Annotated in this window: 11 protein-coding genes; 8 read left to right on the forward strand and 3 right to left on the reverse strand. The window is 40.5% G+C overall.

The features are described 5' to 3' along the window. Window positions 1–20 precede the first annotated feature (20 nt). Window positions 21–2,189 carry an FAD-dependent oxidoreductase gene (locus tag V7O62_RS03585; protein WP_406657650.1) on the reverse strand — a complete coding sequence of 723 codons (2,169 nt, stop codon included), beginning with the start codon at window positions 2,187–2,189 and terminating at the stop codon, window positions 21–23. Between the two features lie 310 nt (window positions 2,190–2,499). Between V7O62_RS03585 and V7O62_RS03590 the strand changes: the two genes are divergently transcribed. The 8 genes from V7O62_RS03590 (at window position 2,500) to V7O62_RS03625 (ending at window position 12,567) form a co-directional block, all read left to right on the forward strand. Then, window positions 2,500–2,841, forward strand: coding sequence for a hypothetical protein (locus V7O62_RS03590; protein ID WP_406657651.1), 342 nt, complete (start codon window positions 2,500–2,502; stop codon window positions 2,839–2,841). A 123-nt stretch (window positions 2,842–2,964) separates the two neighbouring features. Beyond that, window positions 2,965–3,747 carry a helix-turn-helix transcriptional regulator gene (locus V7O62_RS03595; protein ID WP_406657652.1) on the forward strand — a complete coding sequence of 261 codons (783 nt, stop codon included), beginning with the start codon at window positions 2,965–2,967 and terminating at the stop codon, window positions 3,745–3,747. A gap of 720 nt (window positions 3,748–4,467) precedes the next feature. Beyond that, window positions 4,468–6,111: a methylamine methyltransferase corrinoid protein reductive activase gene (locus V7O62_RS03600; protein ID WP_406657653.1), complete on the forward strand. Its 1,644-nt coding sequence runs from the start codon at window positions 4,468–4,470 to the stop codon at window positions 6,109–6,111. 101 nt (window positions 6,112–6,212) lie between these two features. Continuing rightward, window positions 6,213–8,699 carry a GAF domain-containing protein gene (locus V7O62_RS03605; RefSeq protein WP_406657654.1) on the forward strand — a complete coding sequence of 829 codons (2,487 nt, stop codon included), beginning with the start codon at window positions 6,213–6,215 and terminating at the stop codon, window positions 8,697–8,699. Window positions 8,700–8,939: 240 nt separating this feature from the next. Further along, window positions 8,940–9,431, forward strand: a complete 492-nt coding sequence (locus tag V7O62_RS03610; protein ID WP_406657655.1) for a GbsR/MarR family transcriptional regulator — start codon at window positions 8,940–8,942, stop codon at window positions 9,429–9,431. Further along, window positions 9,428–10,657 (forward strand): COG1361 S-layer family protein, encoded by a 1,230-nt coding sequence (locus V7O62_RS03615; protein WP_406657656.1) that lies wholly within the window; start codon window positions 9,428–9,430, stop codon window positions 10,655–10,657. Before V7O62_RS03610 ends, V7O62_RS03615 begins: the two co-directional genes overlap by 4 nt. Before the next feature lie 12 nt (window positions 10,658–10,669). Then, on the forward strand, window positions 10,670–11,878 hold the full coding sequence (locus V7O62_RS03620) for an ABC transporter permease (RefSeq protein WP_406657657.1): 1,209 nt from the start codon (window positions 10,670–10,672) through the stop codon (window positions 11,876–11,878). 2 nt (window positions 11,879–11,880) lie between these two features. Continuing rightward, window positions 11,881–12,567 (forward strand): ABC transporter ATP-binding protein, encoded by a 687-nt coding sequence (locus V7O62_RS03625; protein WP_406657658.1) that lies wholly within the window; start codon window positions 11,881–11,883, stop codon window positions 12,565–12,567. Window positions 12,568–13,431: 864 nt separating this feature from the next. Here the strand turns inward: V7O62_RS03625 and V7O62_RS03630 are convergent. After that, complete coding sequence (locus V7O62_RS03630; RefSeq protein WP_406657659.1) at window positions 13,432–13,818, reverse strand: ArsR/SmtB family transcription factor; 387 nt, start codon at window positions 13,816–13,818, stop codon at window positions 13,432–13,434. Between the two features lie 142 nt (window positions 13,819–13,960). Then, window positions 13,961–16,582: a HEAT repeat domain-containing protein gene (locus V7O62_RS03635; RefSeq protein ID WP_406657660.1), complete on the reverse strand. Its 2,622-nt coding sequence runs from the start codon at window positions 16,580–16,582 to the stop codon at window positions 13,961–13,963. Between the last annotated feature and the right edge of the window lies 1 nt (window position 16,583).

The raw sequence follows: 16,583 nt of genomic DNA on the forward strand, positions 1-16,583 counted from the left end.
TATTCAGGAATATTGACAGGTCAAATATTCCTGGCTATCTCATTTGCTCCTGTTACAGCTTCCCAGACCCCCCCGGGTCTGCTTGAATCTCCTACACAGTATATCTCATTTGCAGAATGTGCTTTCAAGAGCTTATTATATAGTGTATCATCTGCTTCTCCACCAATAGCAAAAATGACAAAATCTGTCTTTATTACTATTTCTTCCATATTGTATGGATCAAGTCTTTTTTCAAAAGGATTGTTGACATTCTCCGGTATTAGTGCCTTCCAGGGTGTATAAGGGTTCTTTCTGCCCACGTTAGCTTTTATGTAAGCCTTTTCACCTGAAAAGCCTTCGACTTTAGAGGCATTGTATACCCTGACAGGTTTCTTCAATGAATCTTCCTGCTTACCTGAAGGAGAGCCCTTGCCCATCAGCATCCATAGCATCTGGGCCCTGTTAGTCAGGACCGTTTCCGGCATAAGCTCCTTATTTTTCCCGACCAGGGTCACATTGAGCTCTTTTTCATAGGCCAGGGAATAAGCTATCTCACAACCCAGCATTCCTCCCCCGACTACCAGAACATCTTTTACATCTGCAGGTAATTCCATATCACGGCTTAAGAACTCTCTGGCCTCAAGATGTCTGATTCTTTCCAGGCCGTTTATGGAAGGTATCATAGTCTTTAATCCGTTGCAGCAGATAATCACATCAAACCCGCCTTTAACATCATCTGCTTCTACCATCTTATTGAGCTCGATCTGCAAGCCTTCTTTTTTCAGCAGTTCCATACGATATTGAAGATTGTCAAGATATCTCCTGATATCATGCTTTATCGTCATCTTGCAGGCCAAGGACAATTGTCCTCCTATTTTCCCCGTCTTCTCGAAAACAGTTACATCATGTCCTCTTTTATGGGCAGTTATAGCTGCTTCGCATCCTGCAGGACCCGCACCTATTATGGCAACCTTCTTTATTGTATTCGCCCGGACCAGTTTCTTAGTGTCTTCAAATCCCGTGTAAGGATTCACTGAACAACAGGGATGGCCTCCTTTCTTAAATGATTCTATACAGCCTTCATGGTCACCTATACAGTGGATTATCTCCTGAGGCCTGTTTTGTCTTACTTTGGCAGGCCAGTAGGGATCTGCCAGCAAAGGCCTTCCAAGCATTACAAAATCCGCCCATCCGTTTTTCAGTACTTCTTCGGCCTTTTCAGGTTTTCCAAGTTTCCCGACTGCTATTACCTTTGCAGGTATATCTTCATGTCTGAAATAATCCTTTAATCTGCCAGCCATTTCCCTGACATAGACAGCATCATCGAAATAGGATGGCGGATGCGGCCAGAACCAATTATCATAACAGCCTTTATCCACATCGAATGCGTCCACTCCTGCTTCATAAAGAGCTTTACAAAACCGTAATCCTTCATCAATGGTCCGTTCTTTTCCATGAAAATGTTTCCTGAATATCTCATCCCCGTAACTTTCCTGCAACGCCTGGGTCAGGTCAAGCCTATATATAACAGGAAAATCTTCTCCGCAGCGTTCCTTTATTTCCCTAACAACATCTATTCCGAACTGGAACTTGTTCCTGTACCTGCCGAATATTCTTCTGTTCCAGGGTGCAGAGGTTAACTGGTCCATCAGGTATCCTTCATGGCCATGTATGTGTATTCCATCAAAACCGGATATTTTTGCATTGGCTGCACTCTGTCCGAGCATTTTAACTATTTTTTTTATCTTTCGATCAGAAAGAGGAAGATGGGGAACCTGCGGTATATAGAAATTCCTGTTCCAGGATGAAGACCTCAATATTTTTCCTTTCAATGCCGGTTCGGGAGAACCAACCCTGCCAAGACCTGCGGATAGCTGAATGAATATTTTTGATCCGTATGGTTTCACGCCTGCCGTGAGGTCTCTCCAGCCACCAAGGCGGGTTCTTGATGAACCGTCTATCCGGGGAAAATACGTAGTATTATTCTCCTCCAAAATAGTGGGATCAATCCCATAGGAAACAGGCACCAGGCCGGTGATTAAAAGACCGGTCCCTCCCTTTGCCCTTTCGATAAAATATTCGATCATCTTATTAAGAGGACGGCCGAAAGGATCTGCCATATTGATGTTGCCGACAGGAGCCATAATGATCCTGTTTTTAAGCTTGCATTCACCGATTCGATCCTGCTCGAACAGTTTCTCAAATGTCATGGTCCCTCATAATGAAACATTGTACGACATATAATATACTTCAAGCATCCTCACAAAAAAGGGAAATCCGGTAAGTAAATGTTCATGTACTTAAGTACATTTTTTCCTTTGTTCCCTATAGGAAATGAAGATATGAATGTATTAGGCCCTTATATCTAATCCTCATTTTTAGTAAATGCTGTTGATAATATCAAAGCCATTGTTTTTTTTCCAGCTGAAGATTTACTACAGTTGCTTGATTTCTTACCGGAATTCATTATATATATACGCAATCTCAAACTTCAAATCAGAGCAAGAAAGGTGAAAAGAGATGTCCTATGAAAGAAGATATATTAACGATCTTACACGTGACGAAAGATACTCTTTTGAACTGCAAAGGAAAGGGGTGAATAAGAGCTTTTATGATGCTAACAAAGTGCTTCTTTGCCCGGAATGTGGCAAATCTTTTAATCTGTTCTACTCAAGAGCAAAACTTTGTGCGGGTTGTCCGGATTTGGTAAGAGGATGTGAACTTGCCAGATGCACACATTGTCATACAGAGTTCCCTTTGAGAAGCCATATGTCTAAGAGGGCTACCAGGACAACATCCAATTATATTGAGTCAGTAGTAAAAAGGTATTATGATACTTTCGGGGAAAGACCCGGCCAATAATATTACGGCGTACCAGACAACTTCTGACTGCGAGAGAATATTAATTTAATTGCTCGCAGACTTTCAGGTTCAGTAAAGTAAAAAAAATCAGATGTCATCAAAAGGAAGACAAGTGATTCTAACATGAAAACAGAATTGATAAGTACTGTATTCCTATCAGAAAAGAGGAAAAATACCCTTATCATGTTACTGAGCGGGCCGGCAACAATTGACGAAATAAAGCAATCCATAAACGGTACGACAAGTGCAATTATGGCTCAGGTCAAAATACTTCTTGAGCAGGGACTTATAGAGCAAGTTGATGATGAATACCGACTCACACATGTTGGCCAGATCATCATGAAAAAAATAAAACCATTGATCGAAGCGCTTAATATCGTAGAAGGAAACAAGGAATTCTGGGACAGCAGAGATCTTGGTACGGTACCTGATTATCTGCTGGACAAAATAGGTGACCTTGGGGATGTCACGATACATGAACCTGATCTTAATCACCTTTTCGAACCACCAAAAGAATTACTCACAAGTCTTAAGCAGACTAAAAATGTGTGTACCTTTTATTCATACTTCTGTCCTACCTGTCCCTGCAACTATTCAGAGCTTGCAAAAAAAGAAGTCAATTACAATCTTATACTGACCAGGCCTGTATATGAACGATTAAGGGATGAATATACCGAGCAACACAACGCAATTGTAGAATCCCAAAATTCACATTTATTCATTTGCAATGAAGACATAATAACACCGGGTGCCATATCTGTCACTGACAATCTTCTGTTGCTCTCTTTCTTCAATAAGAAAGGATTCTTCGATCACAAGAAAGTACTCAGTTTTGAAGAAAGTGCAAGGCAGTGGGGTCGTGAGTACTTTTACTACTATAAACAGTTTTGTGAAGAAGTGACATAAATTTTTTTGATCTGTTCTCTTGTTTGCTATGTTACCTGAGCTTTATTCACAGACATATTCATGCTTTTGATAAAATCAAGGATGTTAATTGTCCCGTAGTCCCTGTTTTCCTGCAAGCCCGGGATTTTTTACAGCTTATTCTCAGAATCTATCCTTTGGACGGAAAGCACCTGATTGATAATGGCGATGTTGTTGATTAATTGCCAGAAATTGTTATATATCGTATGACCGGTTACTGACTTCTGTTCGTGGCTCATACGGACAAAAAAACGTAGATGCTGAAATGTACTTGCACGGTTATTGGTCTATAAAATCCACTTCCAACATTATCAACTTTCAGAAATACACATTCTATGCCATTTCTGCGTGGCTGTGCAATATTCCATGTCACATCTATCCTGCTTTACAGGGTCTCTCCACACACATAAGACCCTGTGAAGTAAACACCTGGTAGAACCTTTTATCAGAAATAAATCTTTTCGGGCTTCTCAGCCTTAAAAGGTGAAAATCGTTTTGATATAATCGATTGCATTATTTTTATTTTCACCTTTGTTTTATCAACCACGTTATCCTGAATACTTGCATCGATTATATCGCTGGCTCTTATTTTTTGTTCTAATTCGTTATTTATACTTATTTTACAGATTGCCTGTATGCAGTGTTGAATAGCCTGTTAACCATCAATAGTTAAAAATTAGGAAACTCTATGGAGGATTATACTTGTACGGAATTGCATTGGATCTGGGAACAAGCGGGTTTCGTTTACAGCTTCTGAACCTTAAAACAGGAAGTACAATAAAAACAGTAATGACAATGAAGCACCCTCTTCCGGGAGGAAACGTAATCGATCACCTTGGTTTTGCAATTCAGGTCGGAAAAGAGAGTGCTCATAAGATAATGACCCATACGATCCTGAAAATGTTTGATGAGCTGCAGATCCCTCTCAACATGGTCAGCAAAATAGCTGTATGTGGAAATCCTATACAATTGTCTCTTTTCCAGAATATCGAAATAAGGGACCTTGCCTATGCAGGTAAGAACATGCAGAGAAGGCTTGGTATTGAAAATGTAAAGAGAGGGCTGAAAACTTATAAGGGCTACGAGATCTTTGGTCATGATTCCGGCCTGGATGAATGCGAAATCATCGTGCTGCCTTCAATTGAACACGAGATCGGTGCCGATGCCCTTGCTATGATGGTCAAGACGGATTTCATTAAACAGGAAGATATCGCCATTGTAACTGATTACGGAACCAATGCGGAAATGGCATTAAAAGTTGGTGACCGTATAATAACCTGTAGTGCAGCCGCAGGTCCTTCTATTGAAGGACAGGGTATAAAATGCGGAATGCTTGCAAGTCCGGGTGCAATCTCTGACGTAAATGTTGAGGATGGTCTCTGGAGAATAACTGTGCTGGATGAGGAAATGGAAGCCGGTAAAGGCAATCTCATCGATCCGGTAACAGGTTTTGTTGTTGAAAAAGGCGATGTTACAGCCAAAGGAATTACAGGAACCGGTGTTATCTCTGCAATTTCACTTGCAATCAGCACGGGCCTGATCAAGAAACTGCCGGAGTTGCCCAATGGAAAACTCATTCTCGGGGATGGCATTTTCCTTACAAATCAGGATATAGCCGAAGCCGGAAAAGCCATTGGGGCTATAAGAGCCGCACACCTGACACTGCTTATAGAGTCCGGCGTGAGGTATGAGGATCTGAAGTACATGTACATGTCAGGTGCATCAGGCACCTATGTAGATGCGGACAAGGGAAGAAAAATAGGACTCCTTCCGGTTTTCTCAAAGAAAATAGTTCAGTTCGGAAACACTTCCCTGGAACTTGCAAAGGATATTATTCTCGGAAATTACGAACTTAAAGAGATAGAAGACCTTGCAGAAAGGATAAAAGCAGACCATATAATGCTTGCTTCAAATGAAACTTTCAAGAATATCTATGCATGCGAACTTGCCTACTGGACCGAAGGCATGCAGGAGGAAATGTACAATTATTTCCTTGAATCCTATGGTATGCCAGGATTGCCGAACATGGCCTGCAGCCCGTCCATTGAACAGAGGGCCGGCAAAGATATTGAGGACACCGGATATGAAGGTATCAGGATAATAAAAGATCTTAATACGATCATAGAAGAGAAGTCAAGCGGATGTATGCAATGCAGGATATGCGAACGTGAATGTCCTGAGAAAGCTCTTCGGGTAATCACCAAGAACGGGGATATATACGTGGATTATATAGCTCACCTTTGTCTGGGAATGAGCTGTAAGAGATGTGTAGGCGTCTGTCCTGCAAAAGCTATTAATTACAGGCAGGTCAGGCCAATTTCCCTTGGAGAGGTCTCTGTTGCCTGATTTATAGATATTAATTACTGTGAGAGTTGCTTTTGCTAAGAAACAGGAATCAAAACTACATTGGAAAAAATATGATTGACAAAGCGCATCAAGAAATCAGTATGGAATCAATAATCAATAATAGCCCTATTATTGTGATTTCAAGAAAGGTCGAAAAAGACTTTCCTGTTAAGTACATATCCAATAACATATGGCAATTCGGATATACGCCTGAAGATTTTTATTCCGGCGAAATTGAGTACGCTGACCTGATACATCCTGATGACCGTAAAGTTGTCTTAAAATCTTTCAAATACCTTAACAACCAATTAAGTGAATTTGTTCAGGAATACAGGGTCATAACACGCTTTGGTGAAATTCGTTACGTAGAGGACAGGGCACACATAAAAATCTATGATGATAAAAGTGTGCATCTTGAAGGAACTATTCTTGATATCACCGAGCGTAAGCACCGTGAAATGATTAACCATCAACGCAGATCGAATAATGGGAAATCACTTAACGAATTGTCTCTCGAGGATGTACTGGGACTGCTTACCACTAACGCTGAAAGGATTCGGCCCGGCCTTACATGTGCTGTTATGTTGCTTGACAAGAAAAAACAGCATATATCCCGTGTTATCGGGCCTAACCTTCCCCTGTTTTTCAGGGAAGCTATGGAAGGTCTTGAGATAGGGTACGGAGTAGGTTCCGGCCCTACGGCACTCTATATGGGAGAAAGGGTCATCGTTGAGAATATAGAGGAGCATCCATACTGGGCACTTCACCGGGAAGTTGCAAAGAAGGCAGGTCTTAAGGCCAGTTGGGCTGAACTTATAACGGCTTCTACAGGTGAGGTCCTCGGTGCCTTCTTAATGTATTTCAATTTCCCCAATAAGCCAAAGAAGACATGTTACGAGTACCTTAAAGCGAACGCAGACCTGGCAGCCATTGAGATCGAACACAGGATCGTGAATGAATCATTCAGGGAATCCGAGCATAAGTTCAAAACGATCTTCAATAATATCAACGATCAGATTTATGTCAGTGAATTAAACGGGAATCTTATAGATGTCAATCAGGTTGTTGTTGATAGTCTTGGTCATTCAAAAGAGCATATCCTGAAATCCTCACCAATGGATATTGTGCCTTCATGGTATGTTCAGCGTGCTTCCGAACTAATCAAGTTGATCGAAAGGGACCATAAGGCAATGTATGAAGCCGGAGCTATCCGTAAGGATGGTTCTGTCATACCCCTTGAAATTAATGCGCGAATGATCAATTACAACGGGAAGAAGACTATCCTTTCAGTTGGACGTGACATTACGGAACGCAAAAAAGCCGAAAAGGCCAAGCTATTGAATGAGTCACGTCTTGAAGCATTGATCCAGCTCAATGAAATGACAACCGTTTCCTTAGATGAGATTGCTGAATTTGTCAAGGAAGAGGCTGTTCGTCTAACGGAGAGTAAACTTGGATATCTTGCCTTCATGAATGCTGACGAAACCGACCTGATTATGCATTCCTGGTCTAACTCGGCAATGAAAGAATGCGGTATAAACGACAAGCAATTCATTTATCCTGTGGAAACCACCGGTTTGTGGGGAGAAGCTGTCAAGCAGAGAAAAGCTATTATCACCAATGACTATTCCGCACCTAATCCGCTGAAGAAAGGATTTCCGAAGGGACATGTCAAATTGACGAGACATATGAATGTGCCCATATTTGACGGAGGCCACATAGTTGCAGTTGTGGGTGTCGGAAATAAGGAAGAGGAATACGATGAGTCAGATGTGCGCCAGTTGACACTTCTTATGCAGGGTATGTGGAAGATCATCCAGAGAAAACAACTGATAAGCACGCTTAGCAAATACTCAGGAGAATTATCGAAAGCAAATACTAAACTCAGGTCAGTCAACATGATCAAGGAAGAATTCCTTGAGGACAACCTGAAAAACGGCAATGATGTTTTGCACGGCAATGACGTACTTGACGACGAAACACTGAACCTGCTGGATGATTCTCAGAAGGAGGCTGTTTCTGCACTCCTGATGAACTCGGAAAGGTTGAAACTCCTTATCGATGCCATTCTGTATAATAATATGCAGCAGTCCGGCAGGATAGAGTACTCATTCGAACCGGTAAATATCAGAAACGTTCTCTCAGATGTATTGCTCAACCAGATATTGCTGATTGATGAAAAAGAACTGGCACTGGAGAAAAGTATCCCTACAGGTCTTCCTCCTGTGAAAGGTGACAGGGAAAAACTGGAAGAGACGTTCCTCTACCTGATTCATAACGCTATTACCGTTACACCAAAAGGAAATTGCATAAGGGTGAAGGTATCCGATGAAGATAGTTGTCTCCATGTGACTGTGACCGATAGCGGAGAAGGTATTGAAGAAGATGTTATACCCCGTATGTTCTATAAGATGTATCAGGTGGATGACACGATAGCAAGAATGTACCAGGGTCTTGAATCAAGCCTCTATATATGCAAGAGTACTGTAGTTGCACACAAGGGTAAGATCTGGATCGAAAGTAAGGTAGGAGAGGGAAGTACCTTCCATGTGAAACTTCCGAAATGGGAAGAAACTGAGAATACATAGTACTCCCATTTTTAATACTCTTGTTTTTCCTTTGTTTGCCAGTAGTTTTTTTGCATATTTCCTGTAATCTCCAGAGATGCACAGGCTTTGAAAGTGTGCTGTTTTCAGGTATGAAACGTTGAGGTATTTTATCCAGTACATAGACCATTTTTTTAATTCGTCTATATATTCAAAATGTTTATATACATCTATTTACGTTATTTCCAGTAATAACTGTAAATTGCGTAAATAGGGACGAACATGGAAACTGTCAAAAAAGAATTTGAAGAACTTGTGTATCAGGGAATGAAATCTTACGGATTGGATGAACTCTCCTCAAGACTACTTGCCATACTTCATTCTGAGCCTGATTCGTTAACTCTGGAAGAACTGTCGAGAATCACAGGATATAGCTTTTCAGCAGTCAGCGCATCAATGAAATTTATTACAGGAGTTGGACTTGCCAATAAAGCAACTAAAGCAGGTTCAAAGAAATTATACTTCTCAGTTCAGAGAGATATGTTGGTAATGGCCATTGCTGCAATAAAAGCAAAGAATGAGTGTATGGTCGTTCCGGCATTGCGAGACCTTCCTGCAATGATAGAGAAATGCAAAAACAGTAACAAAGAGGGTTCAGAAAAAACAGTTCAACTTATGGAACAGTATCATGAGCAGATGCTTGCAATGGATTTTATTTTCAAAAATCTTCTCGAATTGACAGAAAAAGCCCAAAAGGAGATGAATAAAAAATGAGTTTGAATACCAGATTAACATTCCTTTTTGTGTTTGCACTGGTTATTGTTTTTGCCAGTACTACTACGACCCAGGCTGAATCTTCAGGTGACGAATGCTTAAGAGCTGTAGTGGAAGACATAAGTCCAAGCTCGGTAGGCATAGATGAAGAATTCACTGTGGGAATAAGTCTTGAGAACTGCGGAACAAGAGTACCTGAAAATGTCAGGTTCGAGATACTCAGTATTCCTCCTGACATCATAGTTACCGAGGACCTTGTAGCATATTTCCCTGAATTCGTCTACAAGAACAGTGAAAGGCAGCTCAGGTATCATATGAGAACTACCCCTGATGCCACACCGGGTCCTCATATCATAAAAACAAAACTTTCATACGGCAATGAAGAGACAAAGAGGACAAAGTATTACGAAGTTGAAGTGATTGTGACAGGTGAGCATGCCGAGCCAAGGATTTCATCAGTTAAAACAAGTCCTGCATACATTTATGAAGGAGATACTGTTGATTTAAACCTTGAAATCGAGAATTTTGGCGATTCAATTGCAAAGTCCGTAGTTGTTAACCTGGACCACGAATTCAAAGGAATAACAAATTCCACAATTGGTTCTCTTGCACTGGGTGGCAATCAGACTGCGTTATTTAAATTCAAGGCAGACAGCCCGGGAACTTTTGAAATCCCGGTACAAATAGGCTACGAAGATGATTACGGACTGCAAAATGATGAATATTCGATCCAGATCACCGTGCTTGACAGAAAAGGCAGCCTGAATCTTGCATCTGTAAAGGTTAATCCTGTCCTTCCCCAAATGGACGATACTGTCGAACTTACTATGAGAATCGAAAACTCCGGTGACAGGACCATTAATTCAATTCGTGTCTATGCAGACCATCCTTTCAAAGGACTGAAAGAGTCTTTCATAGGGACACTCGATCCTGATGAAGACGGACCGGCAGTGATTACTTTTATGGCTGACCAGGCAGGAGAATATGAGATTCCTGTAACTATAACGTACATTGATGATTTTGGTGAAGAGCAGGTCGAGACAAAAGTCAACCTTATAGTTATGGAAAGTAATGGCGGAGCAGGAACAGTCATAGCCATATTGATTATCCTGGCAGTTATTGGCGGACTTGTCTACAATAATTACAGGACAAAAAAGTCAAAGGATGAAATCATCAAACAGCTAATGGAAGGCAACGGCCGTACTGTCGACAAAGAAAAGAAGTGAGAGGGGTCCGACATGATCAACGATATCAGGGTTGGAGCTCTCATTGCAGCCAGCAGTATAAAGAGAGGAAACAAAAAAACACTGCTGTTCATTGTTTTTGTCCTCTCGCTCATCTTTATGAACCTGGTATTTCTTCCTTCCATGATAGGAGGGATGACCGTCCTGTTTACAGGATTTATGCAGGACTACCCTTACGGAGATATTGTGATTGAGCCAACCGGCGATAATACCTACATCAACAATGCTGACAATGTCCTCCAGAAAGCACGTGCCGTGGAAGGAGTGAGAGCTGCTACAAAAAGACTGGACGTAGGAGCATCCATTGAGCACAGGCAGAATGTGGTGGGGGTGACTGTAACAGGTTTACTTCCCATTGAAGAATATGAGGTTTCACGATACCCGTACATAATCACTGACGGGGACTTCCTGGGCGAGCTTTCCAGGGACGAGATTATTATTGGTGCAATGATCGCAGGCACGGGTTTCGGATCGGAAATATATGATAACCTTGGTGAGGTCAGGGTAGGATCACTTGTTGATGTGACATACAGCAACGGTGTAAAGAGGACCTATAAGGTTAAAGGTATCATGGAAGGAACATTCGAGCTTGTAGACCTTAATGCCCTTGTTCACTACAAAGAGATAGAAGACGTATATGGCCTGGATAGTGGCAAGGCTACCAGCGTGGTCGTGAGAGTTGATGAGCAGGGCACCGAAGAGCAGATGAAGGTTAAGATCAGGGATGCAGGAGTAAACGAACAGGTATTCACATGGGCTGATAAATCAGAAGCCCTCATAAGGCAGGCAATGCAGAGCCTGGGGGCCATAAATGTTATGTCCAAGTTCGTGGGCCTGATCGTAGGTGCTGCATTAATACTAATCATAATCTACATCAATATACTTAACAGGAAAAAAGAGATAGGAATACTGAAAGCTGTGGGTATCACCCCAAGATCAATAGTTTTGTCCTATGCATTCCTGAGTATGTTCTATGTGTCCCTTGGGATACTTGCAGGATTGGTTTTGTACCTGTCACTAATGTTCTACTTCCAGGCAAATCCGGTAATATTCTATGAGACCATGCAGATAAGGCCGCAGATCGATCCGGTACTGCTTGTCCAGAGTATAGTCACCATGCTTACGTTATCAGTGATAGCCGGAACACTTCCTGCATGGAGTGTGTCAAAGGAGAGTATTCTCAAAGCCATATGGGGACGGTAAAAATGATCATAGTAAAAGACCTGAAAAGATATTATGGCTCAGGAGACACGACAGTCAAAGCTCTTAAAGGTATTTCGTTCGATATCAAAAAAGGAGAGTTTGTCGCTGTAATGGGTGCTTCAGGAAGCGGAAAAACTACCCTCCTGAGAATCCTGGCATTGCTGGACGATGCAACGGACGGCGAATACACTATCCAGGGACTGAAAGTATCCAGCCTTCCTGAAGCGGAAAGAAGCTATTACAGGCTTACCCAGGTTGGCTATGTGTTTCAGGACTATGCACTCATCAATGAGATGACGGCAGCGGAAAATGTGTACATTCTTTCCATGATGGAAGGAAAATCAAAGAAGGAATCACATGAGACTGCCCTTGAAGCACTGGATAAGGTCGGACTGAAAGATAAACATGACAGGGTCCCGGATGAATTGTCAGGCGGGGAAAAGCAAAGGGTAGCAATTGCAAGGGCTATTGCCAAGAAGCCTGATATCCTGTTTGCCGACGAGCCATGTGCAAACCTGGATACCAGAAACTCGGAACAGGTTCTGGATGTTTTTAAGGATCTGAACGACAGGTACGGCCAGACTATTGTGATGGTAACGCATGAACCCTGGCACACAAAATATGTTGACAGGGTGATTACGTTTCAGGATGGCACTCTGCTAAGTGACGAGTTGGTGGATGAGCATTGAATTTAAAATAGAAGCACCGGAGAATAAGTTTTACAAACTGGACCCTGATGTAAAGATTCATGTGTGTGACCATGTTTAAAGAGACATAAGATTGAGGATTATCAAATCGTTTATCCGCAGACATCGTCTATATCTTCATCTTTGCAGTGGTTCAGCAGATTACGTATTCTTCACTCTTATTTGTCCCTCAGATCGAGCCTTCAGAAATCCTGTGGTCTTAAAACTGATTTAGTAGAGAAGAAACTTTTAAGGGCTTTATAATGATACCTCTTTCTAGTCTTTGAAACTTTTTTGGTATTCAACCAACCCTTTAAAGATCCTTTATGTCGGAACCATATATCATTCATAATTTAGACGTAGCATCTTGATCTCGTTTTTGCTTCAAAATTACATGCATGCAAGTTTTTACACGGTGGGGACAATAGTCCAATCTCATCGGGACTGCAAAATATTTCTTTTCTATTAAAGATATTGGAGAACTTTTTCTTCATTGTATCTTGATGGTTCAGATTGTGCTTCATCAGAATTATTACGGTTTGCTGCGTCTATAGATTCTGTTTTTTGCAATAAACATGCTATTCTAAAAGGAGTAGTGCCTAGATGAGGCAGGGTTTAAGGGTGTAATTTGTAAGATGCTAATCTCATGCCTGAGATTTTTATTGGGATAAACATTCTGGGCTTTTCATTTGAAACGCATACGGCCTGAACGTTCAGCTAATATATTTCAGTTGAACTCTCCAATTGAGCTATCTGAACTTTAATATCATGCCTATAGGATGAAAATTTCATTATGTAGAGATCTCTTCTGAACATAATTCCTTTTTCTTCTAGCGAGAATAAAAATTAATAACATCATTGGATAAATTATCTTTTGTTATGTGTATCTTCAGCTTCAGTTGCCGTAAAATTCATGAGAGCATCTAGCATGTTATTTTCTTTTTGAGAATCAACTTCTTTTATTATGGCAAAAATATCCAATCCAACATATGCATTTTTTTTGTTGATACTTATAACATGAGTGTTTCCAAAAACATTACGGGTAATTAAATCAGCATCCTCCAATATTTTTAGATTTTTTGCAACAAATGGAGCTGATACATCAAGCAGCCTGGCAAGTTCCAAAATATACTTGTCACCTTCAAATAGCAATTTGAGAATTCTTAAGCGAGTTTTACTTTCCAGAGCTTTAAATATTTTGATACGAGTTTCACCTTCTAATGGACTGAATGCTTCGTATTCTACTTTATTCATAGACATGGGTTTAAGGTGGTTTCTATATAAACTTGTTGTTAATTTCACATAGTGACTAAAATTTTACAGAAAAGTGAAGCAGTGGCAACTGTTGCTAAAATAGCCTCTCAGTACTAAGTGCAAAAAAAACTGACAGATATTATTAGCTATATGCCACTAGTAGAGGTTCCAGTGCTCTTTCATCCCCTATTTCAATAAGAATGAAAGCAACATCTTTTTTACAGTCTTCATCTCCACATTCAAGTTCACAGATAAGCATTTCTACAGCAGGATGTCCTATCCTGATAAGTGATTCAGCAGCATTCCTCCTAACGTCCTTGTTATCATCCTGCAACGCGCCTATGAGTGATTCTATCACCATATCGTTGCCTGAGTTTCCAAGAATTTTTGCAGCATTCTTCCTAACATCTTCATCCGTATCTTTTTCAAGGATTGAAGATATGGATAATGACGCTCTTTTACTGTTTATTTTAGCAAGAGAATCCATTGCACATATTTTGACAAGCTTGTTCTCGTCATTTTCCAATGTATCCTCAAGGTAATCTATAGATCTTTCATCTCCAATCTTTCCAAGAGCATATGCAGAATACCACCTAACACTCATACAATCATTTTCTAATTGATTAATAAGGACATCGACTGCTTTTTTTTCTCGGTACTCGGCGAGTGCAAGTGTTGTTGATGCAACAACAAAATCGTTCTCATCATCCAGCAGTTTAATCAATTGACCAGCAGCTTTCTCGTCAGGTATTTTCGCAAGAGCTAAGCAAGCAGCTGCTCTCACATCAGGAGACGTATGATCAAGTCTCGCGATAAGATGGTTCACTGCTCTTTTGTCCCCTATTTTCCCAAGAGCCAACGCTGAATTAACTACAACAGGTTCGTAATCATCGTTCAATGCTCTCATAAGTGGTAAGACAGCAGTATTGTTAGCAATCTCTCCTAGAGCAATGGCAGCACAGGTCCTTTGTTCGTTATTGTCATTGGCCAAAATCGTTACAAGCTCTTCAACAGATTCAGCATCCTTGGCCTCACTTAGAGACAGTGCAGCAATGATTCTGACAAATCCCTCTTCGCTTTTCAAAGCCTTTTCAAAATTTTCTACATTAGGTGTTTCACCTTCGTTGAGGATTAGGGCATAATCATCAAGTTCATTCTTACCAGAGTTCAGTTTACTTACAACGAGTTCAGCAGAAGGGTCATCACATTTCTCAAGTTCACTTAAAATATTGCTTATACTCTCCTTTTGCAGGTTCCTGTACACCTGTAGAAGCGGTTCATTGTCAATTTTGTCTTCATTTTGATCGTACAATGCAAGTAATCTATAATTTTGATTAATACCTTCACTGAAATACTGAACAAGAATATTATGAGTTTCATCACTCCCTATTTCAATCAGAGCATATATCATATATTTTTTTGAAATTGGATTCGCATTCTCCAATTCTTTGATTAGAATGTTCTCTGCATTTCCCCCAATATTGATCAATGCCTGAGTAGCACTCTCTCTCACATCTTCATTTTCATCATTCATCACTTCAACAAGAGGAATTATTGCTCTTTCATCTCTAATCACTCCAAGAGCCCAACATGCCAGATTTCTTGAAGATTCCTCATCAGATTCAAGTGCAGATATAAGGCTTTCCACTGAAGGCTCCCCTATCTCAACAAGTACATCTGAAGCATACCATCCAATATCATTGTTCTTGTTTCCAAGTGCATCAACAAGAGGTACAACTGCTTTTACTTCATAGCTCAATAAAGAATTCATTGCATATTTTCGGACAGTCTCATCGCCTAGCTGCCCAATAATAGGCTTTATTGCTTTTTCATCTTTAATCTTTGAAAGAGCACAGATCGAGTTTATTCTGACATCTTCATTCTCATCCATTAAAGCAGCTATTAATGAAACAGATGCATTCTCATCACCTATGCTTCCAAGTGCATAAGAAGCACTGCATCTCACTTCTTCATCTTCATCTTCCAGAGCTTCTACAAGTGAATTAACAGCTTTTTTATCTTTCAATTCTCCAAGAGCATAAGCTGCATTGCTTCGAACTCTTTTGTCTTCATCATCAAGCATTTGAATAAGAATATCTATTGTTTTTTCATCCTTTATCTCACCAAGTGCATATGCTGCATTACTCCTTACATCCCTATCTTCATCTTCAAGTGAAACAATAAGTGCCTCTACAGCCCTTTCATCCCTTATCTCGCCGAGGGAATACGCTGCAATTCCTCGATTATTTTTATTTTCATCCCCAAGCATAACAATAAGTGCCTCTACAGCTCTTTCATCTCTTATCTCACCAAGTGCCCAAGCAGAATTATATCTTACTCTTTCATCTTTATCTTCCAGTGCAATTATTAAAGGTACAACTGCTCTTTCATCCCTTATCTCACCAAGTGCCCAAGCAGAATTACATCTCACTTTTCTATTTTCGTCCTCAAGTGTTTTCATGAGGGGGAAAATACCATTTTCACACCTCATTTCACCAAGGGAACAGACAGCATTGTTCCTGATACTCCAGTCTTCACTATCCAGATCATCAAGAAGAATATCAACTTCTTTTGTTAATTCCTGTTTTCCATCTTTAATGTTCATCAATAAATTAGATGAATCAATGCAAACTCCTCTGAACTTAAAATTTTCCTGCAGCAGAAATTTCTCTGAACAGTCAGATCCAAGAGCAGAAGCTGCAGACAAAACACATAAAAATGCAAATATTAAAGATAATAGCATCGGCCGAGATATTAGATTCATC

Origin of the sequence: Methanolobus sp. ZRKC2 (genome assembly GCF_045291185.1) — an archaeon.
Lineage (GTDB): Archaea > Halobacteriota > Methanosarcinia > Methanosarcinales > Methanosarcinaceae > Methanolobus.

Coding starts and splice junctions, on each gene's coding strand:
- V7O62_RS03620 (WP_406657657.1), top strand. CDS start 10,670: ATGATCAACGATATCAGGGTTGGAGCTCTCATTGCAGCCAGCAGTATA.
- V7O62_RS03595 (WP_406657652.1), top strand. CDS start 2,965: ATGAAAACAGAATTGATAAGTACTGTATTCCTATCAGAAAAGAGGAAA.
- V7O62_RS03590 (WP_406657651.1), top strand. CDS start 2,500: ATGTCCTATGAAAGAAGATATATTAACGATCTTACACGTGACGAAAGA.
- V7O62_RS03615 (WP_406657656.1), top strand. CDS start 9,428: ATGAGTTTGAATACCAGATTAACATTCCTTTTTGTGTTTGCACTGGTT.
- V7O62_RS03625 (WP_406657658.1), top strand. CDS start 11,881: ATGATCATAGTAAAAGACCTGAAAAGATATTATGGCTCAGGAGACACG.
- V7O62_RS03605 (WP_406657654.1), top strand. CDS start 6,213: ATGGAATCAATAATCAATAATAGCCCTATTATTGTGATTTCAAGAAAG.
- V7O62_RS03630 (WP_406657659.1), bottom strand. CDS start 13,818: ATGAATAAAGTAGAATACGAAGCATTCAGTCCATTAGAAGGTGAAACT.
- V7O62_RS03635 (WP_406657660.1), bottom strand. CDS start 16,582: ATGAATCTAATATCTCGGCCGATGCTATTATCTTTAATATTTGCATTT.
- V7O62_RS03610 (WP_406657655.1), top strand. CDS start 8,940: ATGGAAACTGTCAAAAAAGAATTTGAAGAACTTGTGTATCAGGGAATG.
- V7O62_RS03585 (WP_406657650.1), bottom strand. CDS start 2,189: ATGACATTTGAGAAACTGTTCGAGCAGGATCGAATCGGTGAATGCAAG.